24 protein-coding genes and 1 pseudogene are annotated in these 23,012 nt (G+C 71.1%); 7 read left to right on the top strand and 18 right to left on the bottom strand.

What is annotated here, in order from left to right; all coding sequences use genetic code 11:
- Positions 1–174 precede the first annotated feature (174 nt).
- From ACFYMO_RS01335 to ACFYMO_RS01290, 10 genes are all read right to left on the bottom strand, one after another.
- Positions 175–1,446 carry a PP2C family protein-serine/threonine phosphatase gene (locus ACFYMO_RS01335; protein WP_388543448.1) on the bottom strand — a complete coding sequence of 424 codons (1,272 nt, stop codon included), beginning with the start codon at positions 1,444–1,446 and terminating at the stop codon, positions 175–177.
- Positions 1,443–2,486 carry a SpoIIE family protein phosphatase gene (locus ACFYMO_RS01330; protein WP_366770892.1) on the bottom strand — a complete coding sequence of 348 codons (1,044 nt, stop codon included), beginning with the start codon at positions 2,484–2,486 and terminating at the stop codon, positions 1,443–1,445. Before ACFYMO_RS01330 ends, ACFYMO_RS01335 begins: the two co-directional genes overlap by 4 nt.
- Positions 2,483–3,049 (bottom strand): ATP-binding protein, encoded by a 567-nt coding sequence (locus ACFYMO_RS01325; protein WP_366770893.1) that lies wholly within the window; start codon positions 3,047–3,049, stop codon positions 2,483–2,485. The genes ACFYMO_RS01330 and ACFYMO_RS01325 overlap by 4 nt, the downstream gene beginning before the upstream one ends.
- Positions 3,046–3,435, bottom strand: a complete 390-nt coding sequence (locus ACFYMO_RS01320; protein WP_366770894.1) for an STAS domain-containing protein — start codon at positions 3,433–3,435, stop codon at positions 3,046–3,048. Before ACFYMO_RS01320 ends, ACFYMO_RS01325 begins: the two co-directional genes overlap by 4 nt.
- Positions 3,432–4,343, bottom strand: a complete 912-nt coding sequence (locus ACFYMO_RS01315; RefSeq protein ID WP_366770895.1) for an STAS domain-containing protein — start codon at positions 4,341–4,343, stop codon at positions 3,432–3,434. The genes ACFYMO_RS01320 and ACFYMO_RS01315 overlap by 4 nt, the downstream gene beginning before the upstream one ends.
- Before the next feature lie 573 nt (positions 4,344–4,916).
- Positions 4,917–5,306, bottom strand: a complete 390-nt coding sequence (locus ACFYMO_RS01310; RefSeq protein ID WP_366770896.1) for a hypothetical protein — start codon at positions 5,304–5,306, stop codon at positions 4,917–4,919.
- A 99-nt stretch (positions 5,307–5,405) separates the two neighbouring features.
- On the bottom strand, positions 5,406–6,461 hold the full coding sequence (locus tag ACFYMO_RS01305; protein WP_388543445.1) for a Gfo/Idh/MocA family protein: 1,056 nt from the start codon (positions 6,459–6,461) through the stop codon (positions 5,406–5,408).
- Between the two features lie 290 nt (positions 6,462–6,751).
- The gene (locus ACFYMO_RS01300; protein ID WP_366770898.1) at positions 6,752–7,168 is read right to left on the bottom strand and encodes a carboxymuconolactone decarboxylase family protein; all 417 of its coding nucleotides are present in this window, start codon (positions 7,166–7,168) and stop codon (positions 6,752–6,754) included.
- Complete coding sequence (locus ACFYMO_RS01295) at positions 7,165–7,590, bottom strand: MerR family transcriptional regulator (RefSeq protein WP_366770899.1); 426 nt, start codon at positions 7,588–7,590, stop codon at positions 7,165–7,167. Before ACFYMO_RS01295 ends, ACFYMO_RS01300 begins: the two co-directional genes overlap by 4 nt.
- Positions 7,591–8,384: 794 nt before the next feature.
- On the bottom strand, positions 8,385–8,777 hold the full coding sequence (locus tag ACFYMO_RS01290) for an SH3 domain-containing protein (protein ID WP_366770900.1): 393 nt from the start codon (positions 8,775–8,777) through the stop codon (positions 8,385–8,387).
- A gap of 110 nt (positions 8,778–8,887) precedes the next feature.
- On the opposite strand from ACFYMO_RS01290, the gene ACFYMO_RS01285 reads away from it, so the two are divergent.
- Positions 8,888–9,826, top strand: a complete 939-nt coding sequence (locus tag ACFYMO_RS01285) for a LysR family transcriptional regulator (protein WP_388543442.1) — start codon at positions 8,888–8,890, stop codon at positions 9,824–9,826.
- A gap of 56 nt (positions 9,827–9,882) precedes the next feature.
- Here ACFYMO_RS01285 and ACFYMO_RS01280 read toward each other — a convergent pair whose 3' ends face one another.
- The gene (locus tag ACFYMO_RS01280) at positions 9,883–10,536 is read right to left on the bottom strand and encodes a TetR/AcrR family transcriptional regulator (protein ID WP_366770902.1); all 654 of its coding nucleotides are present in this window, start codon (positions 10,534–10,536) and stop codon (positions 9,883–9,885) included.
- A gap of 277 nt (positions 10,537–10,813) precedes the next feature.
- Here ACFYMO_RS01280 and ACFYMO_RS01275 point away from each other — a divergent pair, with 277 nt between their 5' ends.
- Positions 10,814–11,440 (top strand): DUF5701 family protein, encoded by a 627-nt coding sequence (locus ACFYMO_RS01275; protein WP_388543763.1) that lies wholly within the window; start codon positions 10,814–10,816, stop codon positions 11,438–11,440.
- A gap of 287 nt (positions 11,441–11,727) precedes the next feature.
- Positions 11,728–12,600: an enoyl-CoA hydratase-related protein gene (locus ACFYMO_RS01270; protein ID WP_388543439.1), complete on the top strand. Its 873-nt coding sequence runs from the start codon at positions 11,728–11,730 to the stop codon at positions 12,598–12,600.
- Between the two features lie 21 nt (positions 12,601–12,621).
- Here ACFYMO_RS01270 and ACFYMO_RS01265 read toward each other — a convergent pair whose 3' ends face one another.
- Both ACFYMO_RS01265 and ACFYMO_RS01260 read right to left on the bottom strand, forming a co-directional pair.
- Positions 12,622–12,873: a type II toxin-antitoxin system RelE/ParE family toxin gene (locus ACFYMO_RS01265; protein ID WP_366770904.1), complete on the bottom strand. Its 252-nt coding sequence runs from the start codon at positions 12,871–12,873 to the stop codon at positions 12,622–12,624.
- Positions 12,870–13,124 (bottom strand): type II toxin-antitoxin system Phd/YefM family antitoxin, encoded by a 255-nt coding sequence (locus tag ACFYMO_RS01260; RefSeq protein WP_366770906.1) that lies wholly within the window; start codon positions 13,122–13,124, stop codon positions 12,870–12,872. Before ACFYMO_RS01260 ends, ACFYMO_RS01265 begins: the two co-directional genes overlap by 4 nt.
- 967 nt (positions 13,125–14,091) lie before the next feature.
- Here ACFYMO_RS01260 and ACFYMO_RS01255 point away from each other — a divergent pair.
- A pseudogene (locus ACFYMO_RS01255) lies at positions 14,092–14,199 on the top strand (IS5/IS1182 family transposase); the annotation flags it as partial.
- Positions 14,200–14,218: 19 nt separating this feature from the next.
- Here the strand turns inward: ACFYMO_RS01255 and ACFYMO_RS01250 are convergent.
- Positions 14,219–14,461: a hypothetical protein gene (locus ACFYMO_RS01250; RefSeq protein ID WP_366770907.1), complete on the bottom strand. Its 243-nt coding sequence runs from the start codon at positions 14,459–14,461 to the stop codon at positions 14,219–14,221.
- A 197-nt stretch (positions 14,462–14,658) separates the two neighbouring features.
- Between ACFYMO_RS01250 and ACFYMO_RS01245 the strand changes: the two genes are divergently transcribed.
- Positions 14,659–15,063, top strand: a complete 405-nt coding sequence (locus ACFYMO_RS01245) for a hypothetical protein (protein ID WP_366770908.1) — start codon at positions 14,659–14,661, stop codon at positions 15,061–15,063.
- A gap of 75 nt (positions 15,064–15,138) precedes the next feature.
- On the opposite strand, the gene ACFYMO_RS01240 is transcribed toward ACFYMO_RS01245, so the two are convergent.
- The gene (locus ACFYMO_RS01240; protein ID WP_388543437.1) at positions 15,139–15,486 is read right to left on the bottom strand and encodes a hypothetical protein; all 348 of its coding nucleotides are present in this window, start codon (positions 15,484–15,486) and stop codon (positions 15,139–15,141) included.
- Between the two features lie 184 nt (positions 15,487–15,670).
- Here ACFYMO_RS01240 and ACFYMO_RS01235 point away from each other — a divergent pair, with 184 nt between their 5' ends.
- The gene (locus ACFYMO_RS01235) at positions 15,671–16,303 is read left to right on the top strand and encodes a hypothetical protein (protein ID WP_366770910.1); all 633 of its coding nucleotides are present in this window, start codon (positions 15,671–15,673) and stop codon (positions 16,301–16,303) included.
- Positions 16,304–16,387: 84 nt separating this feature from the next.
- Here the strand turns inward: ACFYMO_RS01235 and ACFYMO_RS01230 are convergent, their stop codons facing one another.
- From ACFYMO_RS01230 to ACFYMO_RS01220, 3 genes are read right to left on the bottom strand one after another with little or no spacing between them, the layout of a single operon-like run.
- Complete coding sequence (locus ACFYMO_RS01230) at positions 16,388–17,857, bottom strand: MFS transporter (RefSeq protein WP_388543435.1); 1,470 nt, start codon at positions 17,855–17,857, stop codon at positions 16,388–16,390.
- A complete protein-coding gene (locus ACFYMO_RS01225; protein ID WP_366770912.1) occupies positions 17,854–19,875 on the bottom strand; it encodes a PEP/pyruvate-binding domain-containing protein in 2,022 nt (673 codons plus the stop codon). The genes ACFYMO_RS01230 and ACFYMO_RS01225 overlap by 4 nt, the downstream gene beginning before the upstream one ends.
- Positions 19,872–21,305, bottom strand: a complete 1,434-nt coding sequence (locus tag ACFYMO_RS01220) for an ATP-grasp domain-containing protein (RefSeq protein WP_366770913.1) — start codon at positions 21,303–21,305, stop codon at positions 19,872–19,874. The genes ACFYMO_RS01225 and ACFYMO_RS01220 overlap by 4 nt, the downstream gene beginning before the upstream one ends.
- Before the next feature lie 406 nt (positions 21,306–21,711).
- Here ACFYMO_RS01220 and ACFYMO_RS01215 point away from each other — a divergent pair, with 406 nt between their 5' ends.
- Positions 21,712–23,001 (top strand): PAS domain S-box protein, encoded by a 1,290-nt coding sequence (locus ACFYMO_RS01215; RefSeq protein WP_388543433.1) that lies wholly within the window; start codon positions 21,712–21,714, stop codon positions 22,999–23,001.
- Positions 23,002–23,012 lie beyond the last annotated feature (11 nt).

Here is a 23,012-nt window from a genome sequence, read left to right as displayed (position 1 = left end):
CGGACCGCACGGCGCCGGGTGCCGACGTGATCACGCTCGCCGCCTCCCCGGTACGGCGGATATGGCGTGTGCGTCGGTCCGTGTGCCCTGCACGGAGGAGTTCACGCCTCCCAGCCGGCCGGGCCCCTTCCGGCCGCGCGCCGGCGCCGACCGGGTCCCCGGCACAGCGGCCGCTCACCCGCGGGGCAGCCGCAGTGCCAGGGCGAGAGTGTCGTCCGGGTGCAGCACGACGGTGTGCATGTCCCCGGCGATCGACTCGGGGATCTCCTCGATGGGGCGCCGCCGGTGCCGGGCCGCGGAGTCGGCCAGCCGGGCCTCGCCCTCCAGCGGGTCCTTGCGACTCTCGGTCAGCCCGTCGGTGTAGAGCACCAGCAGGTCACCGGGGGCGAGGCGGGCCCGCAGCACGTCCTCGCTGCCCGGCAGCGGGAAGCCCACCCCGCGTCCGGCCACCTGGAGGTAGGAGGAGGTGCCATCCTCGCGTACGACCAGGGCCGGCGGGTGGCTGCCGTTGGCCAGCAGCACCTCCCCGCCCTCGGGGTCCACCCGGGCGAGCAGGACGGTGGCCAGCAACTGGGGGTCGATGCTGGCCAGGATCTCGCTCGCCCGCTCGACGATGGTCCCCGGCGGGTGGCCCTCCAGAGCGAGCGTACGCACGGTCTGGGTGACGTTCAACGCGGCTCCGGTACTGCGGACCCCGTGCCCCAGCGCGTCGACCACGGTGATGTGCACCGTGCCGTCGGGCAGCCGGAACCAGTCGTAGAGGTCGCCGCCGGTGGGTGCGTCGGTCTCCGCGGGAGCGTAGTGCACGGCCAGCTCCAGACCGGACACGTCGAGCGGGGCCGGGCGCAGCGCCTCCTCCAGTTCGCGCAGCATCCGGCCGTGGGCGCGGCGCAACTGCTCGTCGCGCTCCTCGAGCTGGACGTAGAGGGCCAGGACCCCGCTGTTGGTCTCCTCCAACTCCTCTTTCAGCAGGCGGTGTTCGGTCTCCACGGCGTCGCAGCGGTCCAGTACCGCGCGCAGTTCCTCGTGGACCGCCTCATCGTCGGGGACCGTCCCGCCCTCCGGGGGAGGCGCGGCGCCGTGCCCGGGCGTGCGGGGCGGCAGGTGCCACACCGCGGCACCGTCCGCGGCGGCCGTCGCGGGCAGCGGCAGTCCGTCGAACTCTCGCCGGCCGGCCTCGCACGCGGTGCCCACGGGAGCCAGGACGCACGCGAGGGCCGAGCCGGCCCCGTGCGTCTCCCCCGCGCCCGCCTGCGCGAGGCTGACCCGCACACCGCGACCCTCGGCGAGTTCGTCCTGTGCGACGGCGGCGACGGACACCACCAGCCGGGCGCGCAGTTCGGCCGGGACACCGTGGATCCCGGCGAGGCGGCGCACGGCTCGCCGCACGCCACCCACCGTGGTGAGCCGGCCGCTCTCCTGTCTCGTCTCTCTCATCTGCTTCATCGCAGTCCCGTCAGTGCCAGTGCGGTGGCGTCGTCCCGGAGCCGGCGGTGCCGGTGCGCCAGAGCCGCGGGCAGCAGCGGCGCCGGCAGTTGCGACAGGAACCGGGAAGGATCGTGCGACCAGCGGGCCTGTATACCGTCGGAGTGCACCAGCGCCAGCCGGTCGGCCGCCAGCGGCTCGGTGCGGACGTGCGGGGTGGGAAGGTTCCACCCGACGATCCCCGGACGGCTCTCGATCCGGCGGGGGGACCGGTCGTGGTGGAGCACGCAGACGCGCACGTTGCCGACCCCGCAGAAGTGCAGCCGTCCGGGTTCGAGGCGCACCAGCCCGACGGCGGCACCGCGGGTGTGCCGCAGAGCCCGGTGCATCTCCGCCATCAGCGCCGGCAGGGCGCTGTCCGGCGCCTCACGCGCGACCCGAAGCGCCACGCGAGTGGCGCGGGCCGCGGCCTCGCCGTGCCCCAGTCCGTCGACCACGGCCGCCGTCACCCGCCCCGCGGTGGTGTGCAGGAACCATCCGTCCCCGCACTGCTCCTCGCCCTCGGCGGGCAGGCAGATCGCGCCGACGCGATGGCCGGGCAGCCCGTCCGGACCGGGCGGTTCAGACCCTCCGGCCGCGGAGCCGGCGCGGGGCGCCAGACGGGCGGAGGCGACGGTGCCGTCCGGTACCCGGGTGCGGATCACGAAGGCGTCCGCGACCCGGCTGACCGCGCCCAGACCGGTGCCGAGCGTGTTCGTGGTGGTGTAGCCGTCGGCCAGGCAACGCTGCAACTCGCCCATTCCCGGTCCGCGGTCGACGGCCAGCACCTCGAATCCCTCGCCCAGCGGTAGGGGCTGGAGGTAGACGACGCCGTCGCCCGCGTGCTTGTCCAGATTGCTGGCCAGTTCGCTGGCGACAGCGGCCGCCTGGTCCGGCAGCGAGCCGTCCAGCCCGCACCGCCGTGCCGTACGCCGGGCCAGGTCGGCGGCGAGATGGACAGCGCTGTGGTGATCGATGCGCACCTGCGCCGTCGGCACGGCTCCGGACTCGCCTCCGCTCACCGCTCGCTCCACCGCACGGCGGTGACCACGGCGCCGCTCCCCGGCTCCGAGCGCACCTCGAACTCGTGCATCAGCCGCCGCGCCCCGCCCAGACCGTGCCCCAGTCCCGCCCCGGTGGTGAAGCCGTCCGCCAGGGCGCTGGGCAGGTCGTCGATCCCGGGACCCTCGTCCCGTACCGTCAGGCGCACCCCTCGCCGACTGCCTTGCTGCAGCATTTCGATGGTCAGCGCACCTCCGCCACCGTGCACATAGGCGTTGCGGGCCAGTTCGCTGGCGGCTGTGACGACCCGCGTCTGATCGACGAGGCTCAACCCGGCCTCCACCGTGGCCGCGCGCACCGCGTGCCGCACCAGCAGCAGATCCTCGTCCGTGCGCACCGGATGGGTGGCGGTCCCGGTCCCCTCCGCCGCGCCGGGCGAGCGGTCGGCAGGCTCCGGCGGGCGCCCCCCGGGCTCCGCGCGCCGCCCCGGGACCGCCGGACCGGCGGTCCGGCCGAGCGCGGGGGCTCCCTGTCCGGCGGCGGGCCGCTCGACGCGCTCGCCGTCGGCGCCGAAAGTCCTCACGTCGGCGACTCCTGCATGCCGGAGGACGCGTGCCGCCAGCCGAGGGCCGTCATGCCCTGCTCGGCGTTCAACGCCGTCTCCACGCCCTTCAGTTCGATGCCCAGCTCCACCAGGGTGATGGCCACGGCGGGCCGCATGCCCGCCACGACCACCCGGGCCCCCAGCAGTTGCGCCATCGTCGAGAGTTCCATCAGCGCACGCGCCACGAAGGAGTCGATGATCTCCACCCGGGAGATGTCGATCAGCACGCCGCGCGCCCGGTCGGAGACGATGCGGTCGGTCAGTTCCTCGGCCAGCGCAAGAGCCGAGGAGTCGTCGAGTTCGTTGAGCAGGCCGGTGACCAGTGTGTCGCCCAGCCGCAGAATCGGTACCGGTCCTCCCTTCACGGCGCCGCCCGCACCTCCGGCGCTCCGGGCGCCGACAGCGGCCCGGAGACGGTCCCGGCGCCGTCCTCCTCCGTCAGCCGCAACGCGGTGGCCAGCGCGTCCGCCAGGTTGGCGCGGGTGAGGATGTCCGAGAGGTCGATGCCCAGTTGGACGATGGTCTGGGCGATCGCGGGCTGGATCCCGCTGATGACGCAGTCGGCACCCATCATCCGTACCGCCTGCACGGTCTGCATCAGATGCTGGGCGACGGAGGTGTCCACCGTCGGTACCCCGGTGATGTCGATGATGGCGACCGTCGCCTCGTGCTGCTGGATGGCCTCCAGCAGGGTCTCCATCACCACCTGGCTGCGCGCGGTGTCCAGGGTGCCGACCAGCGGCACGGCCAGTACGTGCCGCCACAGCCGCACCACCGGAGTGGAGACCTCCAGCAACTGGCGGCTCTGCCTGCGGATGATCTCCTCGCGGCCCTCGACGTAGGTCTCGAAGCACAGCACCCCGGCGGCGTCCAGCAGTCGGTTCAGCAACAGGGCCGCCGCCAGCATGTCGTCGGCCGCGAGTGACTCCTGCTGCGCCGCCTCCAGCAGCACGTCCTTCAGCGCCAGCACGGACAGCGAGATGGCGGTCGGCGAGGAACCCGCACGCGCCCGGCGCATCGACATGTCGCCCACCGCATCACGCAGTTCCTGGTGGGAGGCGACGACCCGGTCCGTGGGCAGCTCGCTCGCCATCCCCCGGCGCAGGGTGGCGACCAGCGCGTCCGCCTCCTCGTGCAGGTCTTCCTGGGCCAGTCCCTCACTCAGCGAAACCCGCTCCACCTGCTGCCGCACCCAGCGGTCGGCGATCTCGTCGCCCCGCCGCACCAGCACCTCGCACAGGCGCTCGCGCAGGGCGGACTCGGTGACACTCATCAACGGACCCCTTCACTACACATTTGACTGTCGTACCCACCCGGGCACCGCACACCCACCGGAGCCCTCGCGGGATCCCGGACGCACGGAGCGGCACCGGGCGCGGGAACGGCACCAGGGGGGAACGGGGGAGGTACTCGCGCACATCAGCCCGACGGGCGCCGGCCCGGACGCGGATCTGTACCTGTCCTCGGCGGCCTCGGGCGCTCTTCTCACCGGGGCGCGGGCAGGGCCCGATCGGGAGAGCGCGGCACGAAATCTGCGGCGGCGGCACTCATGAAACGTCGATGCTCCCGTCTGCTGACCGGTGGGGGACGGGAGGAAGTCGACGCGACGGCACGCCACAGTCCGCTCCCGCGGATGGTGTGCCTGCTGTCTAAGCACGGAGTTGCTGCATTCGTAGCATCTCACACCCCGCCCGGCTCTCCCGGCCCCGGCCTCACCCGCCCGCCATTCGCCCCCTCGCGACCTGCGGTCTTTCCGAGCGGAGCGGGCTGTGAGGCCGCCCGGTCCGCCGGAGGGCGATCGCGCCGGCTCCGGATGAGGCGCCGAAGCCGCCGGGTGCCGGGCACGCTATGCGGCGGCCGCCCTCCTGCGAGCGGCCGCCAGCTCCTGAGCGTGCTTGCTCATCCGCACACTGAGCCGACCATAGGTGAGGAACACCGCGCCCGCGACGGACACCGGGACGGACAGCCCCAGCAGCGCGACCACCTCGGGCCAGTCCCGTTCGTCCGCGCAGGGGGTCTGCGTCCCACTCCTGTTGGCGGTTCCCTCCTCGGTGGACAAGCGCGGCTCGCACTGCAGCGATTCGTCACCGAAGCGAGGCTGCACCCCGTAGGACGTCGTGAGCAGCACACCGCACCACACCCACAGGAGGGCCGCCAGCATCAACAGCGCGGTGCCCAAGTTGCTTATCCGGTCACTGCGTTCGCGGAACTGATTTTGCATCACGTCCGGGTGCACGCGGCGTAACCTACCACCGGCACGGGCGTGCACCGGGTGCCGGGAGCCGTCGCCCCGGGCGACGAGGCTCCGGCCGGGACGGTTCCGTGCCCACGCCCGTCATCCCGGAGCGAAGTCAGGCACGCGCACCGGCCGTGAACCGCTCCCGAGCGACTCGGCACCGGCCACGCCGACGAGCGAGGCGGCCACCGCGGGGCGTACCGGGACCAGTGGCGGCTCCCCGCGCTCCACGGTGGCCCGGAAGGCCTGGAGGACGCGCACCGTTCCCTCGGCGTGCCGCTCCACCGGTCGTCCGTGAAGAGTGTGGGGAGAGGGAATTCTTTCCTCCTCGTGGGCGACGCCGTCGCCGCGTGTCCAGCCCTCCGCGCGGACTCGGACGGACCAGGACCGATCGCCCGGTGCGCGGACGGACTCGGCCAGCGCCCGGGTACCGCGGACGGAGAGCCAGCTCCAGTGGCTGTCGGGCTCTCCCTGGAGGAAGCCGTGGCGGGTGACGGCCAGCGCGCCCGTGGACAGCCGGACCACCATGACGACGGCCTGGTCCGGACCCGCCTCGTCCGCCCGGAACGCCGTGACCTCGACCGGCCAGGCGCCCGTGACCGCCAGCACGGGCGAGACCGTGTACGTGCAGTAGGCCGTCGCGGCGATGCGGGCGCGCCAGCTTTCGGAGTCGCCGAGGAGTCCGGTGATGTCCTCCGGTGACATACCGTGCAGGTAGTCGGCCTCGATCAGGCTGATCCGGCCGACCTCTCCGGCCTCGACCGCCTCGCTGATGACGCGGACGTGGGGGTGGCAGACGTAGTTCTCGGCGAAGGAGTAGGTGGCGGTTGACCGTTCCGCCGCGGCGACCAGCAGCCGTCCCTCTTCCGTGCCCGTACAGGCCGCACACTCGGACAGAACGTGCACGCCCTGTTCCAGGAACGCCATCGCCAACGGCGCGTGTGCGTCGAAGTCGTTCGCCAGGACGACCCCGTCCAGACGCAGGTCCAGAAGATCCTCCCACCGGTCGGTGAGCGGCACCTCCGGCAGTTCCCTCCTCGCCGCATCCCGCCGGTCGGGGTCCCGATCGCAGGCGGCCACCACCCGCATGCCGACCCGCCGGGCCCAGCCCGCCACGAACAGCCCCCTCCGCAACCCGATCACCCCGATGCGCATGCGCACATGATCTCCTGCCGCCCCGCGCTCACTGCAAGCTGATTTCCGACAGCCGCTCTCCCGTGGCTCAAGAACGGGTGCCGACAGAGGCCGTGTTCTCCCCCCACGCTCCTGCGTCCCTGTCCGCCGGGCGAGCTGCAGTGCGCCGCTACCGTGAAGCTGCTCTCCGGGCAGCGGCCCCGGAATCGTCGGTTGAGGGCGAGCACAGCCGCTCCACGGGGCGGCGCTTGCGAGCACTGCCGGACCATGTCCCTGACGTCGCGGTCCGGGGACCGGCCCGGTTGTCCCGACTACCGGCCCCCGACGGGCAGCAGGTCCCGTTCGGCGAAGACCTTCTTGGCGACGAAGGTGGCGTTCAGGGCCTTGGGCATCCCGCAGTAGACGGCCGAGTGCAGCAAGGCCTCGACGATCTCCTCGGCGGTGAGCCCGACGTTGAGGGCCGCGTTGATGTGTACCTCCAGCTGGGGCTCGCAGCCGCCGAGGGCGGTGAGCATGCCGAGGGTGACCAACTGGCGGTCGCGCGGGGGCAGGGCGGGACGGTCGTAGATCTCGCCGAAGGCCCAGGCGACTACCTGATGGCCGAGTTCGGGGCTGATGTCGGCGAGGGAGTCGACGACCTTCTGTCCTCCCTCACCGTCGACCTGGGTGAGGATCTCCAGGCCGTGCTCGAAACGGTCCTGGCGAGTAGTGGCTGCGGTGGTGCTCATGCGCGTGTGTCCGTTTCCGGCTGCTCGGTGAGCAGCTGCTCGTAGTGGTCGATCTTCGCGTCCAGCGCACTGGCGTTGCGGCGCAGGAGGCGGATGTGCTCGGCGAGGTCGCCGCGGTGTGCGCGCAGCATGGCCAGCCGGTCGGGGACGGTGGAGGTTCCGGCTGCGCGCAGCCGGGCGAAGTGCTGCATGTCGCTGATGGACATGCCGGTCTCGCGCAGCCGCAGCAGAAACTGAAGCCAGGCCAGGTCGGCCGCTGCATAGCGGCGCTGGTTTCCGGTGGTGCGCCCGACCCGTTCGATCAGCCCGGCGCGCTCGTAGTAGCGCAGAGTGTCGGGCGACAGGCCGGTCCGCTCGGCGACCTGCGCGATCGTCATGGCGGGTTCCCGGTGCCGCGCGGGGAGGGCGGGTCCGTCGGTCATGAAGAAGACCGTAAAACCTGGAGTGTGCTCCAAGTCAAGCTTTGCCAGGACGATCTGTGCCGACAGGCCGGAAGCGGCCTTCGGAACCACCCCGGGCAGTGCCGCTCGTCCGGCGCCTTCGGCACCGGTCGCGCGCCCAGACGGTCGACCGGTGTGGCCCCGGCGTCCGGCCGGCCACCACCGCAGCGGACCGGCAGCCTCTCCCGCGGACGAGACGGCGGGCCGGAGACACCGCAGGCACCCACGCTGAACGCGGTGGACACCGTGGTGCTGCCGCTACGGCCGGCGGGCCGACCGCGGGCTCGTGGACGAGGTGACCGAGCGACGGGCCTCATGTCCCGCCGCGGACATCGTCCGGGTTGCCGTCCTTGGGTCCGGAAGCAGCGGTGCAGAAGGCGCCGGACGGGAGGCCCGGAGTCGTCGTAGCGGATCCCGCGGGAGGGCGCGACGCACACGCGGAGCGAGGGAACCGGCCGGATGGCGAACTCTCTGAAGGCCGCGGTGGCGGTCGGCTCCGCGGCAGGTGAATGATGGCGCCTCTCCCGCGGGGCTGTGGGGAGAGGCGCCATCGATCGCCCGGCGGGGCGTGCTCCTTCCGGGACCGGAGGAGCACAGCCCGTTCGGTGTCGGGATGCCCGGGCCTGCACCGGAGCAGTCGTTCCGGAGGCTCCTGGGCAGTTCGCTGTCGGGCGCCGGCCGAAGCTGCGCAGGCACCAGTGCGCTTGCCGGAAGCTGGTGTCACGCTTCCGGCAAACGTCTCGATGCCTCCCCCCGCAGGCTGCTCCGGCGCGGCATCAGCACCGTTTCGTGCTGCCCCCGTCGTCCAGGTGCTTGTTCCAGACCCAGCCGTTGATCGAGGTTCCCGCAGCCCGCACGTGGGACCACTTGTTGCCGTACTTGTTGACGACGTAGCAGTGGTAGTACACCTTCACCCCGGGATCGGCCACCACGACGGTGCCGCACGCCCCGTAGGGGCCGGCCTGCATCCGGGTGGAGGTCGTCGTCCTGCCCGCTCCCGCATCCTTGTTGGAGTGGGCCCAGGAGCAGTCGACCGCGTCGGCGGACGGAGGCGAGGTCGCGCTGCCCGGCGTCGCACCGACGACTGTTCCCGCCAGGGCCAGCCCCAGTGCCCCGACTGCGGCGGCTGCCCTTCGCGACGCACCGGCGGGCGATCCTAAGCGTCTCATCGTTCTCCTCGGTGTTGGCGGCGGTACCGCAACCGAGTCTGATGGGCGATTCGGTGGCCATGGAAGGCATTCAGTGATGACTTGTCGCGCACAGCGATAACCTTGCGGGCATGGTTGCAGGTCCAGCGGGAGCCGCAGGGAGCATCGGTCCGACCGTCCGCCAGGACCCGACCTTCCACCAGTTGCGGCTGTTCCTGCTGCTCGCCGAGGAGCGGCACTTCGGACGGGCCGCGGCCCGTGCGTTCGTCTCCCAACCCGCGTTCAGCAAGCAGTTCCGAGCGCTCGAGCAGCGGCTCGGGGTCGAGCTGGCGGAACGTGACGGCAGATCGTGCCGGCTGACCGCCCAAGGCAGGGAGCTGGTCGGTTACGCGAGGTCGGCGCTGGAGGCGCGGGCCCGCATGGCGGAGTTGGCCTCGTCCTCCCGGCTCACGGTGCGGCTGGGGGCGATCGGGGCCGAGACGGCCATGCCGTACACCCGGGACGTGCTGGGCCGTCTCGCGCGCCATCATCCCGATGTGAGGGTGGAGATACGCAATGTGGACTTCGTCGAGCAGGTACAGGCCCTCGCCCGCGGGGCAGTGGACGCCGCCTTCCTGCGGCCGCCACTGCCGCCCGAACTGGACGGGGTCACCCTGGCCCACGAGCAGCGGGTCGCCTGCCTGCCGGCCTCGGACCCCCTCGCGGAGCGCGACTGCGTCGACCTCGCGGAGCTCCGCGAGCACACCGTGGTGGACGTACCGCCCGAAGTCCCCCGGATGTGGTGGGACTACTGGACCGCCAACCCGCGTCCCGACGGCACACCCGTACGCTTCGGGGCCGTCTGCCGGGACCTGGAGGCCGCCCTGCTCGCGGTGGCCCAGGGGCGGGCCATGCTGTTCCTCCCCGAGGCAGCCGCCACTCTCTACCGGCGTCCGGGGCTCGCCTACGTGCGGGTCCGCGGGCTTCCCCGGACCACCGCCGCCCTGGTCTGGCAGACGGCACGCCGGGACGACCCGGCAGTCGCGCTGGTGCGGGAGGCGACATGCGCGGTGGTCGGCCGGCAGGTATGACGGCTCCCGCCTGGACGGGTGCTGGCAGCGAACGGGCGCCGGGCGGCGAACAGCGGTCAGGCGATGGCGTAGCCGCCGAGTGCGGGTTCGACGAGGCCGAACGCGTCCTCGGCCGCTGTTGTGATCTCGGTGCGGATCCGCGTTTCGTCCTCCCCGGCGAGGGTGAGGCGCTGGATGCGGTCGAAGAGGATGCGGTGGACCGCTCCGAGCAGTCCGGCGGCGGTGCGTACGCCGATGTCGTCGGGTTCCGCGCCGGTGGCCTCGGTGAGCGCTGTCGCCAGGGCGGCTTCGCGCAGGTCGTGCAGTTCGCGCAGCCGGGTCGTCAGGGTGGGGCTGTCGGCCACCATGCGCGCGAACTCGGCTCCCGAGAACCCGGCGACCGGATCGGCGGCGGCTACCGCGTCGCCGAAGGCGCGGCGCAGCGCGGCCAGTGCCGACTCGCCCGGCCGGCGGTCGGTGACCGCACGGGCCAGTGAGGCGATGAAGGTGTCCTGGTGGTCCAGTGCCAGGTCCTCCTTGCGCGGGAAGTAGTTGGTGACCGTCTTCTTCGCCACCCGCGCGGCGGCGGCGATCTCGGCGATGGAGGTCTGTTCGAAGCCCTGGGCGAGGAACAGCCGGGTGGCGGAATCGGAGATCAGCTGACGGCTCTCCTGTTTCTTCGTCTCACGGAGTCCGGGCTGCGGAGTCGGCGGTGCGGTGCGGGCGGCCATGGAAAAATCTTACACCGGTAGCATTTTTATGTTGACCCCCTTCTTCGTTCATAGTATTTTTATGCTGGTAGTAAGATTCTTCGCCGCAGTACCTCCCCGCGACGGACTCCCGCCACTCCCCCACTCGACTCCTGCTCCCAGCGGCCCCCTGACCGCCTCGCGCGCATGTGCGCAGTACCGAACAACTGCTCAGCGCCGCCGAGGCCCGCCTTCACGTCCACGTCCGTTTCCTTGCTCATCAGGGAGTGCTTTGCCCACCTCGACGTCCCCCGCCCCCATGCCCACGCTGCCGCCCCTCACCGCCCAGGCAGAACACCTGATCGCGCTCGGCGTGCACGACCTGGCCCGGCTGCCCGCCCACGTCCTCCGCTCCTTCGCCGCGGAATCCGCCGCCGACGAGGGCACCCTCCTCGCCGTCCACCCCGACCGGGTTCCGGTCTCCGCGCTCGCCCCGCTGCTCCGCCACGCCGACAGGCCCGGCTTCGTCGTCAGCGACATGACCGACGTCGACCGCTTCACCCCCTGCGGCATCGACCTGCCCGACGCCCCCCTCTACCTGGTCACCGGCATCGACCGCGGCGACCACCTGGCGAACTGGAGCCCCGAGGAGGCCCTGCCCGCCCTCGCCGAGAAGGACCGCACGCCCCTGCTGCTCCCCGAGGGCATCCACTGGTTGCTCCAGCAGCCGGCAGCACTGGAACGCAACCATTGCTTCATGACCATCGGCTCCCGACTGCGGAAGCCCGACGGCACCCTGGACGCCCGCACTCCGGCCCTGTGGATCAGCAGCGGCACCGGCCGGGACGGGCGGGAACGTCGCGGCGCCCCGAAGGTCGGCTGGTGCTGGTGGCGCAACCGCCACACCTGGCTCGGTTTCGCCTCCACGGAAGGCCGCAGAATCTAGGACCTGCTCCGTCCTGACACATGGACGTCGACGGCTCGGGCCACCTCGGCGGCTTCCGAACAGCACCACGCCCCGGCAGGGGCGGCCCTCCCGAGGGCCGCCCCTGCCGGCTGCTGGCAGTACGAAGCCGTGACGGCGACGAAGCACTCCGGCTCACGCAGGCCACCGGCAGCGAGCCTTCGAGGCGGTCGGTGCCATGACCCCCGTACGGCTGGACGCACACGACGGCGTACTGGTGATCACTCTGGACCAACCCACGGCAAACGCCGTGGACGCCGCCACCAGCCATGCCCTGTACGAAGGCTTTCGACCGGCTGCGCAGGGACCGGGCCCTGCGCGCCGCGGTGGTCACCGGCGCAGGGGAGCGGTTCTTCTGCGCAGGCTGGGATCTGAAGGCGGCGGCCGGAGGAGAGGCCGTCGACGCCGACCACGGACCTGGTGGATTCGCGGGGTTGACGGAGCTGTTCGAACTGGACAAGCCGGTGATCGCCGCGGTGAACGGGCTCGCGCTGGGCGGGGGCTTCGAACTCGCGCGCGCCGCCGATCTGATCGTCGCCGACGCGCACGCCGAGTTCGCGCTGCCCGAGGTGAAGCTCGGCCTGATCGCGGACTGCGCCGGCGTCCTGCGACTGCCGCGCAGGCTGCCACGCGCCGGGGCGACGGAACTGCTGCTGACCGGTCGTCGGCTGGGGGCGGTGGAGGCGGCCGGCCGGGGGCCGGTGAACGAGGTCGCAGAACGGCCGGACACCGCCCTGGAGCGGGCCCTTGCCCTGGCACACATCATGCGCGCCACCAATCTCACCGTGCACATCGCCTCCCTGACCCGTGACGCCGGACGCGAGAGTGCCGGCATCGAAGAGCGGGCACAGATCGTGCGCACCGAGGCGCAGGTCGCCGGCGCCAGGGAAGCAGAGGTCAAGCTGGAGACGGCCCTGGCCTTCCACCACGCCGTGCGCGACGACCAGGAGCGGCTCGCCCACGGTCTCGGCCGTCTGCGCGACCTGTCCCGGGGCGGCGGCCACGCCCACTGCATCGAGATCGCCCGTTTCATGGCCGGCCAGCCGCCGGCCATGAACGCGACGGCCCGGTGGATCGACGGGGGACAGGCCCTCCGCGGACGCAGGAACACCCTGGTCCAGCACCGCCGAGCCACTGTCTGAGGGATCCCTGGGAGAAGGAGGTCAGCCTGTCCGGCCCAGGTGCATCACGACAACGGTGACGGTGCTGTCGGTGATCTCGTACAGGACCCGGTAGAGGCCCATGTACATGCGGCGCAGGTCAGGCGAACCGTATTCGACGGTGCCCTCCGGCCGCGGCTGCTGGGCGAGGAGATCCACCGCATCCATCAGCTGGCGCAGCCCGTCGGCGTCTTCCTTGAGGAAGCGGGCGGCAGCGTTGAGAGCCGCCTCTTCCCAGACGATCGTGTAGGTCAAGCACGCTCCAGGCCGAGCCGGGCGCGTGCCTCATTGTGCGGGACCAGGACCGTCTGGCCTGCCGCCTGCCGGGCGCGGTACTCGGCCAGCGCGAGCGCGTCCTCCAGGTCGGCGAGCTCCTGCGGATTGACCAGGACAGCGGCGGGCTGGCCGTGATCGGTGATCGTGATGCGCTCGCGCGTATGGGAAGCACGGCGCACCAGCGAACCGAACCGGGCCCTCGCCTCAGTGATCGGCAATGTCTCACTCATGTACAGAACTGTACACTTCCCGCCGCTACCGACAAGACCGTCCACCACGCCCCCTGACTGCAGGCGCACTGCACGAGAAGGCTGGTCTCCGAGGCTGCGCCCCCGCGCCTGGGGACGACCCACGCTGACCTCAGCTCACATGCGCCACCGTCCCCGGGAAGGCCGGCGGCCATCCTACGGCTCGGCCGTCCAGCAACGCGACGACGTTGTAGGCGACGGGCATCGCCGGGCGTTCACGCCACCGCTCCTCCCCATCCTGGTGCCATTCCGCCGGCCCAGCCTTGAAGGCGTGAGGCGGCTCGCTCGGTGCAGCGAGGCGAACCTCCCGCCACAACGGCCAATCGCTCATCGTGAGAACCCGCAGGTGCACCATGCCTACGAGCCTTCCGTGACACTCGTGCAGCGGTCCACGACACCCGCGGCTATCACGGCACGCTGACCAGCAATTACGGGACATCCCTTTCAGTGGCTGCGCAGCGCTCGCGAACTCGTCAGGCGGCAGTGTGATGGGCGAAAGACCGGTGTCTTCCTCCGCACTGGCCAGGAGGCGTCGCTCGACTTCAGCCGCGTCTCGTCGTTCCTCCAGCTCAGCGATACGAGCCAGCAGAGTGTCGGACCGGACAGCAAGGCGGATCAGCGCTGCAACGAAGGCTTCCGTCTTTCCTCCGTCTGTTGGCATGACGAGCCGTCTCGACAGGCTTCCTGGAGGTTCCGGACAGCCCAGCCCCTGGGATTGGCCGAGGCAAGCCTCTTTGCCCGTGGCGTGCGGTGCATCACGTAGTCAGACAGGTTGCAGACAGGGGGCGCCTGTCTTGGAGAGGCGTGTACCGAAAGCGAACGTGTCGCCTTCGTCAGGAAGCCTGCTGCCGACGGGCAGTTGCCGCCGAGCTGACTCATCTCTTTCTGTTCGACGCCTCACGACTGGGCGCATGAGAGTCCGGCGGGATCGATAGGAGAACTGTTCGCGGTCTCCTGGCTGGCCGGCTGCCGACGTCTGTACCCCCGTTATGAACGCAAGTCGGAACACTTCCTGGCCTTCGTCGGCACAGCCGCACCCCTCATCGGCTACCGCCGCCCGGAGCGACGAGCGATGGTCAGGAGCGGGAGAAGACGGCCACGTCGTAGCGTTCGAGGACTGGCCGGGGCTCGTCCAACGCCTCGCTCCGAGCCCCGGCCTCCAAGCGGACAAGGCCCCGATGGAACTCCTCATCGGTGAGATGGGTGAACTTCGACTGAGGCCGGCAGACCTCGACCCAGGCTCGCAGTGACGCCTCGGGCATCTCGTTGCCACGCTCGTAGGCGCCGGTCAGTTGCTCATCGTCACGGACACGGCTCATGGGACCGATCCTCACTCCGGGATCGCACCCGAACACGAACGCCCTCGCACGCCAAGGCACCAAAGGAAACAACGTCTAAGAGGGCGGTTCGTGAGTCTTTGAGCGGTTCTGCTGGCGCCTGATGGTGTGGGCGCGGGCGGAATCCGCTGGTCCGTAGCGAACGCCCCCACCTGGCGCGATACGGAGGCGGTGACGGCATGAACGTCGAGCCCCTTCTCGAAGCGCTCGTCCTCCAAGAGGACGCGGCCCGTTCCCTGGCCGAAGACCTGCGCACGCAGATCGACGAACTGCAAGCCCGGCTACGGGAGGCCGAGACCCACCTCGAGCACCTCGCGATCACCCCGAAGACCGCCACCGGCCCCGCCGAACGCGTCCCGACGCAGGCCGGCCAAGCGGACCTGCCCGAACACCCCGGCTGTCCCCGCATCCTTGCCGTCTTCAACGAGGCCACCGGACCACTGCGGGCCCGGGACGTCTGCGAAGCCCTCGAGTGCGAACTCTTGCCGAAGAACATCGAAGGCACCCGCGCCGAGCTGAAACGCCTGCTCAAGCTCGATCTCATCACCGAAGCCGACGCTGGCAACTTCGCCAGGAAGGCGTAACCGGCCGAGCACGGCGACCAGGAACCCTTGCCCCAACCTCACCAAGAGACGGACATCAACTCACGAACCACCCTCTCAGACGGATGCGTACGTTGTCCCGGCCCAGCACGATCGGGCGCCGAGCTGGGAGCGCGCGCGCAGGATCAGGTCCCGGAAGTCGCGCCACCTGAAGCCCCTGGGCTGGTTCTTACGCCCGTCGTATTCGCGGACCGCATAGATCAGCCGGGAACACTCGCTGGTCTTGTAGCAGGTCATGCCCGCCATCGAGACCCGGCCGGAGCCGCGTCCACGAACCCGCACCACCGGAGTCCGGCCGCTCCGGCCCCAGGTCCTCGCGCGCGGCGGCGTCATCGACTGCCCGGCCTCGTCCTCGAAGAGGATCCAGGCCCCGGACGCCGCCGCGGCTGTTCTGCCTGCGGCCACACCTTGTTCTTCCACAGCTCAGGCGGGGGCCGAGTGGTGTGCGCTGTTCAGGGGTATGGCGGGAGGGAACGGCGAGAGACAGAACGTTCTTCCGGGCACGCGAGGGCCAGGTTGGACCGGCCGCGTGTCACGCACCGGACATGTGCATCCATGAGATGCGTCGAGGAGAAGGGCGCCGACCACCATGACAAGATCCGCATTCCGCGGCTTCTTCCGCACGAGCCTCGCGTTCTCAGGTGCCCTACTGGCGTGGGCCGCGCCGGGTACTACGGCGAACGCGGCCGTGCCCGTGGAGGTGTCGCATCACGCACCGGCCGGGACGCGGGCGGACGCCGCGCGCGGCTGCGTCATCGTCTACTTCGATTTGGGCGAGACCCTGGTGCACACGGCCGAGGACGCCGGCATCAGCTACATGCCCGGCGCGGCTGCCTATCTGCGCGAGTTGCGGAAGCGGAACATCGAGGTCGGGCTGATCACCAACGTCCCGTCCTCCTGGGGTGAGACGGATGCCGAGCGTGCTGCCGCCTTGAAGAAGGAGGTCGACAGGGCCTGGACGGGCTCCGCCCCCTTCGCCTGGGAGGACTTCGGCGACCGGATCCTCACTCCGCGCACCGAGGCTGAGCGCAAGCCCGCACCCGCCCTCTGGGAGCGTGCCAGGGCCGACGCGAACGGCTGCCGCCTCGTCTACGAGGCCGAGACCGCCGAGGAGACCGCTGTCGCCGCCTCGCTCTGCTACGTGGCCTACCAGGTCGGTCAGCCTTCCCGCCCCAACTACCTCCCGGCCCGGGTCATCGAACGCCTGACGCACCGCTCCTGACGCCCGAGAGCCGCGGCACGGCGGGCGCGTGCAAGCGCCTCTGCGGCTCCACCTTCCCCGAGAGAGGGGTGGACATGTGACCTCCTACGCTCCGGCCTTGGGGTGTGCGTCCGCTGTCGGGTGTTCTGCCCCGCCCGCTGCTGGCCTCCCAGGTGCGCCGGACGCCGCCGGCGGAGCACCCGTGTCCGCCGTCGCGCCCGGGAGGGGGCGGTCGGCCGTCTCCTCGGTGGCGTTCCCGTTGCCCGTCCCGTCGGGAACGCCCCGCATCACCCCGCTGCGCAGGACGAGTTGGAAGGCGCCGAGAAGTACAGCGGTCGCCAGGGCGCTGTGCCAGAGCAGGGCGTCCAGGCGTCCGGCGGAAAGGTAGGCACCCACGGCGACGGCCGCCAGTGCGCACACTGCGCGGTCCACGATCGACTCGGCCGACAAGAGCGTCGCCCGCGGGGCATGGGCGGGCACGGCGTCGTTGACCAGCTTGCGCTGGATCGGGTAGGCGAAGCCAGTGGCAGCGGCGAACAGGCAGAGCAGGGCGACGACCGTCCAGGGCCCGCCGAGGGTGATGCCCGCCAGGGTGCCCGCGAGGGCGAGGCTGAGGACGGAGACCCAGGCCACCGGTCTCAGGCGAGAACCGAGCCACTGGGGGCGCGCCGAGCCCACGGCCTCCGCCACCGTCATGGCAGCGAGCACCCCACCGTGCGAAGACTCCCCGATGCCGTGGTCGAGCAGGATCGGCTGGAAGAGGTTGACCTGGCAGATCCGGGACAGCGTGAACACTGCCACGCCCTGCACCATCACCAGTGCCAGCCATGGCGACGAGGCGATGCAGCGCAGTGCGGCCTTCGCGTCGCCCAGCGAGAGTCCGCGCCCGCGGCCACCCCCCGCAGCCCCGGACTCCTTCCTTGTTCGGCCCGATGATGCCGTGCCGCCCGCCCCGCCGGGGACGGCCACCCGGGGCAGGGCCACGGCGCAGGCCAGGGAGCCCGCCGCGCTCACGGCACTCAGGACGTACGGAGCAGGGTGAGCGAGGGCCATCAGCGGCCCGACCAGTGGCCAGCACAGAACTTTGGCAGCGAGTCCGAGTGCCCGGGCCGTGCCCTCCGCCTTCAGGTAGTGCTTGTCGCATCGCTCGGCACGCAGCCCGTCGTACAGGTAGGCGCTGGCGGCTCCCGAGGTGAGGGAGCGGCCCGCGGCGATCGCGAGGAAGTGGATGAGGAAGCCGGTGTACGAGGCGCTGAACACCGGAGCGAGATTGGCCGCCGTCATCACAATGGCGCCGGCGCGCAGGCAGTTGCGGGCGCCGATACGGTCGGCGATCAGCCCGGTCGGGATCTCGAAGAGGCAGAAAGCCACATAGTAGATACTCTGGATGCCGAAGATCTGCCCGTCGGAGAGTCCGGCGTCCTTCTGGTAGGCGTAGAACACCGGCATCCACCACAGCAGGTTGAACAGCAGTTGGAAGCCGTAGTTGAGCCGGATGATGCGGCGGGCGGCGCCGGTCAGAGGGGTGGCCGCAGGCCGCGCGGCGGAGCGCGAGCGCTGAAGGCGGGCGCTCACAGCGCGTAGGGGCGGATCTGGACCAGGCGGAAGTCATCCTGGTCGGTCAGCAGCCACTCGATGTCGAGGGGGGTGTCCACCTCGGGCGCGCTGAAGTGGGACTGCAGCAGCCGCCCGGTCAGCGACAGGTCCGCGAGTCGGGCGCGCGTACCGGCGGACAGTCCCTCGCTCCAGGAACCGAGGTCGACGGTTCGGCCGCCCCCCTCGACGGTGTTGTAGCAGTACTGCTGCGGCAGGACGGCTCCCTCCACAACCTGTTCGGGCGAACCCGGCGAGCAGTTGAGATAGACGTTGCGAAAGTCCTGGCGCCGGGTCGGGTTGCAGGTCACCAGGACACCACCGAGCGCAGCGGGGACATACACCTGGATGATCACGCCCATGTACGTGTCGTCCAGGGAGATGCCCGCCTGGTGGCGCAGCCGCACGCTGCGCGGCGAGAGCAGGGAGGCCCAGACGCAGCGCACGGCGTCGAGGAGTTCGTCGGTGCCGCGGACGGTGGTGACGGAGTCGTAGAGGCCGGCCGCGGAGAAGCCCGGAAGGTCCTCGGCGTTGGAGGAGGAGCGCACCACGAGGCGGCCGCGCGTGGCAAGCGGGGCGGGGAGGACGCAGGTGATCTCCCTGGCGACGGACTCGGGTATCGGGGTGTGCCTGATCAGGTGCTGGACATGCAGGCAGAGCGAGTCGAGCACGTCGGTGGCGTCGAGCTCGAGCGCCATCTTCAGCTTGCCGATGCCCTGTTGCAGCGCCGGAGAAGAGGTGAGGAAGCGGTGCTGGAGGGAGAACGGCAAGGCGATGCCCCCGGGCGCCTCGACCGTGTCGGCCACGAAGGACACCGCAGCCGCGCGGAGTTCCGCAGCGGAGGGCGTGCGCAGGCCGAGCCTGGCCGCGAGGTGCCCGTAAAGATCCTCCCGTGGTGGGCGGGGGCGACCGTAGAACCCGGTGAGATCGGCCGTGCGGCTGTCGAGTACCTGATGCAGCTCTCCGAGGTTGGCCGCCTTGGTGCCGTAGCGGTCCCGGTCAGCGCTGCGCAGCCGGTACAGGGAGAGTACGGGCGCGTCCTCGAGGAGCGGGGGCTCCAGCCGGATGCGCTGTTGATGCCAGGCCGGGGCCCGCAGCTCGGGGGCCTGATCCAGCCGCTCCAGGGTGATCTCGTCCTCGCGAACCCGGTAGCGGACCCAGGCGCCGTCCAGGCCGCCCTTCTCGACGAGCTGTTCCAGATCGCGGAGGATCGCGTTGGGGATGTCCCATCCGGAGGCGAGAACGTTGGTGTGGGACAGCGGGGTGATGGGCTCGGTGTTGATGAACCCGGCCACCCGCTCGACGTTGTCCGGCAGGGAGGGCATGGCGACGATGTCCGACCAGCAGAGCCCGTCGACCGCCGCCTCGTACTCCTCCACGCTCCGGAAACAGCGCAACCTGCCAGTGGCCTCCCCTGGGTTGAGCGGGGTCCGGGTCCTGGTGCCGAAGAGTTCGTGACTGAGGATGCGCGGCACCCGCTGCTCGCTGACTGCGGTCAGCTCTTCCTCCTGGCCGTGATTGGCGGGCTTGAGCAGGAGCGGCAGCCTGCCGTCGACGCGCTCACGGACGAAGGTGAAGAAGAACTCCAGCAACCCCCCGTGCATGGTGTCGGCCTCGGTCGTCTCCAGCACGAGGAAGGTGCGCTCGCGACCCTCCGGGTCCTCGTCGGTGTGCAGGGACAGCACCCCGAGCAGGAAACGTCGCTCGGGGTCCATGTAGACGGATGCGTTGAACTCGTCGAGCGCGGCGTCGAGTTCGGCGAGGTCCATGCCGAGCACACGGGTCGCGATGTAGTCGACGTGGAAGGGATGCGCGGCCGTGTCGAGCAGGTGCCAGGTGCCCTCGGCCCGGTCGACGACGACCTTGAGGTACGGGTGGCCGGAAAGGACCCCGGAAAGCGTGCGGAACAGCGGCAGCGAGAGATTCTCGCCGACAACTGTGCGGTCGGTCGCGGGTTCCGGAGCGCCGGTTCCGAGCTGGTCGGCGACGCGGCCGCTCATGCGGGGACTCCCTCGGGCTCCGCGGCCGGACGGATCCGGGAGCCGGCGGCGGGCGCGGACTGCGGCACGGTGGGCACCACGGGCGGCGGCAGCACGGCGGGCAGGGCGTCCACCAGGGCCGTGAAATCGCGGAGCACGGTGCGCGCGTCGTCAGCGGAGAGCAGGCACAGGGCCGCCATCGTGTTGGCCCCGGCGACGGGATCGTAGACCGGCACGATGCTGCCGTCGGGCAGCGAACTGTCCGGGACGACCGAGAGGTTGCTGCCCTCACTCAGTGCGACGGCATGCTGCACCGCGGGAAAGTCCCAGACCCTGCGGTCCCGCCAGGCCGCACCGTGGCCGTCCACCGCGAGGACGACGAGGGAGCCTGCTGCGCCCCGCGCCTGCTCGGGGCCGAGGGCCCGCTCGGGCCAGGAGACCGGGCGACCCAGGAGGTGGTCCACGAGCATGCCGACGAGGTCGAGCCGGAAGACCTCCTCGATCTGCGGCACGGTCATCGCACCGCCGAACCGGGCGGCCGTCTCGATCAGCCACATGCGCCCGCCGGCCCCGAGTTTGATCTCGGTGTGGGTGCCGCAATCGCGCAGGCCGAGAGCGTCGACAGCCCTTCGGGCGAGGGCCACCACGCGGTCCTGGAGGTCCGCGGGAAGGAGCGCGGGAGTGATAGTGGCACGCTCGGTGAACGGCTCCACCGTGGGCATCCGGCCGCTGACACAGACCGGGTGGAAGACGCCCTCGGCCACCACCCCCTCGACGCTGACGTAGTCGCCCCAACCGGGCTCGTCGAACCACTGCGCCGTGGTGCCCGTGACGATCTCCTCGACCACGAAATGCGCCTCCGCCTCGGCCACATGGAGTTCGGCGAAGCCCGACTGGGCGGATTCGGCCATCACCTCGCGCGAGCGCCGCCAGGCCGCGTCGGCCCCCTGGGGGGAGCCGATGATCTGGTGGGCGGTGGAGCCCGCGCTCCAGGCCGCCTTCAGCAGCATGGGGGCGGGCAGGTCGGCGACGGCCTCGTGAAGTTCCGCCTGCGTGGCGACCGGGCGGAACTCAGGCTGCGGCAAGCCACTGCGCTGCCAGGTGCGCCGCATCATCCGCTTGTCGCGGGCCAACGCGGCGGCGCCTCCAGCCCCAGCCAGGCCGAGCACCTCGCATGCCTCGGCGACCGCCACGACCGCATACTCGGAGAAGGTGAGCACCGCGTCGGCGCCCACGGCCTCGGCGCGCGAGGTGATCAGCGAGACCAGGTCCGAGCGCTCCGCCTCGGAGGGCGTCACGACCGAGGTGCACAGGCTTTCGGCGGAAGCGGCGACAGTCGCGGGAACCGCGCTGAGCGCCAACAAGTGCACTTGCGCTCTCGAGGCCGCCCGGGACAGCACGTGGCCGAGCGGCGGACCACCCTTGGCATGCACCAACAGCACTGTGCTCACTGAAGTTCGTCTCCCATCGCTTGTCCTGTCCGGGGTATCGAGCGGTGGCTCGGCCCCGCCGCCTGGTCGCCTGGTCGCCTGTGCCGTCCCGCTCTCCGTCTCCGACCGGGACACACGGGCGACGCACCCCGCGTAGATCACGACGGGTAACTGGCAACACACTCCAGGGAATCAGGCGGTGGGACCCGGAAGTGCCGCAGGAAGCAGGCAGCGATCAGGCAAATGCCAAAGTCGCAGACATCGTTGAGTGAAGATGAAAATCCGTGATCACATTTGGCGCGCCTCACCGGGGATGCGGTCACAACGCGCAGATGGCCGAGAGCCGGGCATGGGCGGGAACCGCACGGGATAGACATCGTGGTGTCGCCTCCAGCCGGTCGGTGGGAACGTGGACGGGAAGGCCGTCGTGGACAATTCCAGTCTCAAAGCGCTGCTGGAGCGCCTCTCCGTGTTCTGGTGGGAGGTCGACGAGCAGTGGCACCTCCTGGAGAGGGGCGGCGGCGCCTTCGCGGACCTGCTCACCGCGCAGCGCTTCCTCGACCACCTGCGTCAGGAGATGTCCTCGCCGCGCCGCGCCTTGGAAGACGGCCGCTGTCGGGTCCGGTTCGACGGCCGGACCTTCGATGTGAGCTCACCCCGGGCCGAGAGCCAGGGCCAGGACTGCACCCACGGGCTCGCGGTGGAGGCCGATGCACAGCCCGCGGGCGGCCGCCAATACGCCGCCTTCGCGGAGTTCGCCGACTTCGCCCCGGCCCCGGCCTTCATCCGCGACCGCGCCGGGTGCTACCTGTGGGCCAACCACTCCTACGCACACCTCTACGGCACCACACCGGAACAGGTGGTCGGCAGCCACATCGAGGACTTGGACTCCCCCTCCGACGCCGCGCAGTTCCGCGCCCTCGATCAGGAGATCCTCAGCCGTGGCAAGCCGGTCCGCCACAACTTGAGCTATCACCGCTCGGACGGCAGCACAGGGCAGGCGGCCGGCCACCGCTTCCCCGCCCAGGAGAACGGCCAGACATGTGTGGCCGGGATCTACGTCGACATCACCGAGCACGCCCGCGCCATGACCCAGCGCCGGGAGGCCGAGGAGAACCTGCGGGCACTGCGCGACCACAGCGGGCTGCCCTGCGCACTGCTCTCGGTCAACGGCCGTATCGAGCAAGCGGGTACGGCCACCGCCGAACTGTTCCGGACAAGCCTGTCCGACCTCGTCGGCCGCCGTGCGCACACCCTGCTCGCCGCCACACCCGACCTCAGCGAACTGCGCCTCGCCTGGGAGGGGCTGATATCCCGCCGCACCAGACGCGTGGAAACCTCCGCCGTGCTCGTCGATTCCCAGGGGCGCCAACGCCGTGCGCAACTGCACCTGGCCACCGTGAGCCGGTCCGCCGGCCGCGCCGCGCACGTGTGGGCCGTCGTCACCCATCAGAGCCTCGCCCACGAGGCCCACCCCCCGCTCACCGCCGCGCAGATCCGCATCCTCTCCCTCCTCGCGGAGGGCAGCACGAACGGCGAGATCGCCACCTCGCTCAGGCTCTCCCGGCAGGCGATCGACTACCACCTCAGTCGGCTCCGCGGTCTCCTGGGGGCGGCGACCAGACCCGCCCTCGTCGCCCGTGCCTACGTCCTCGGCATCCTCTCCCCCGGCGCCTGGCCCCCGCGCCCTGCCACGACGGCCACCCCCCTCACCTGAGACGTGCGGCC

The sequence above is a fragment of the Streptomyces sp. NPDC007025 genome, from assembly GCF_042869455.1.
Taxonomy (GTDB): Bacteria; Actinomycetota; Actinomycetes; order Streptomycetales; family Streptomycetaceae; genus Streptomyces.
Note: the sequence above shows the minus strand (reverse complement) of the source record. Positions and strands in the feature narration are given on the sequence as shown.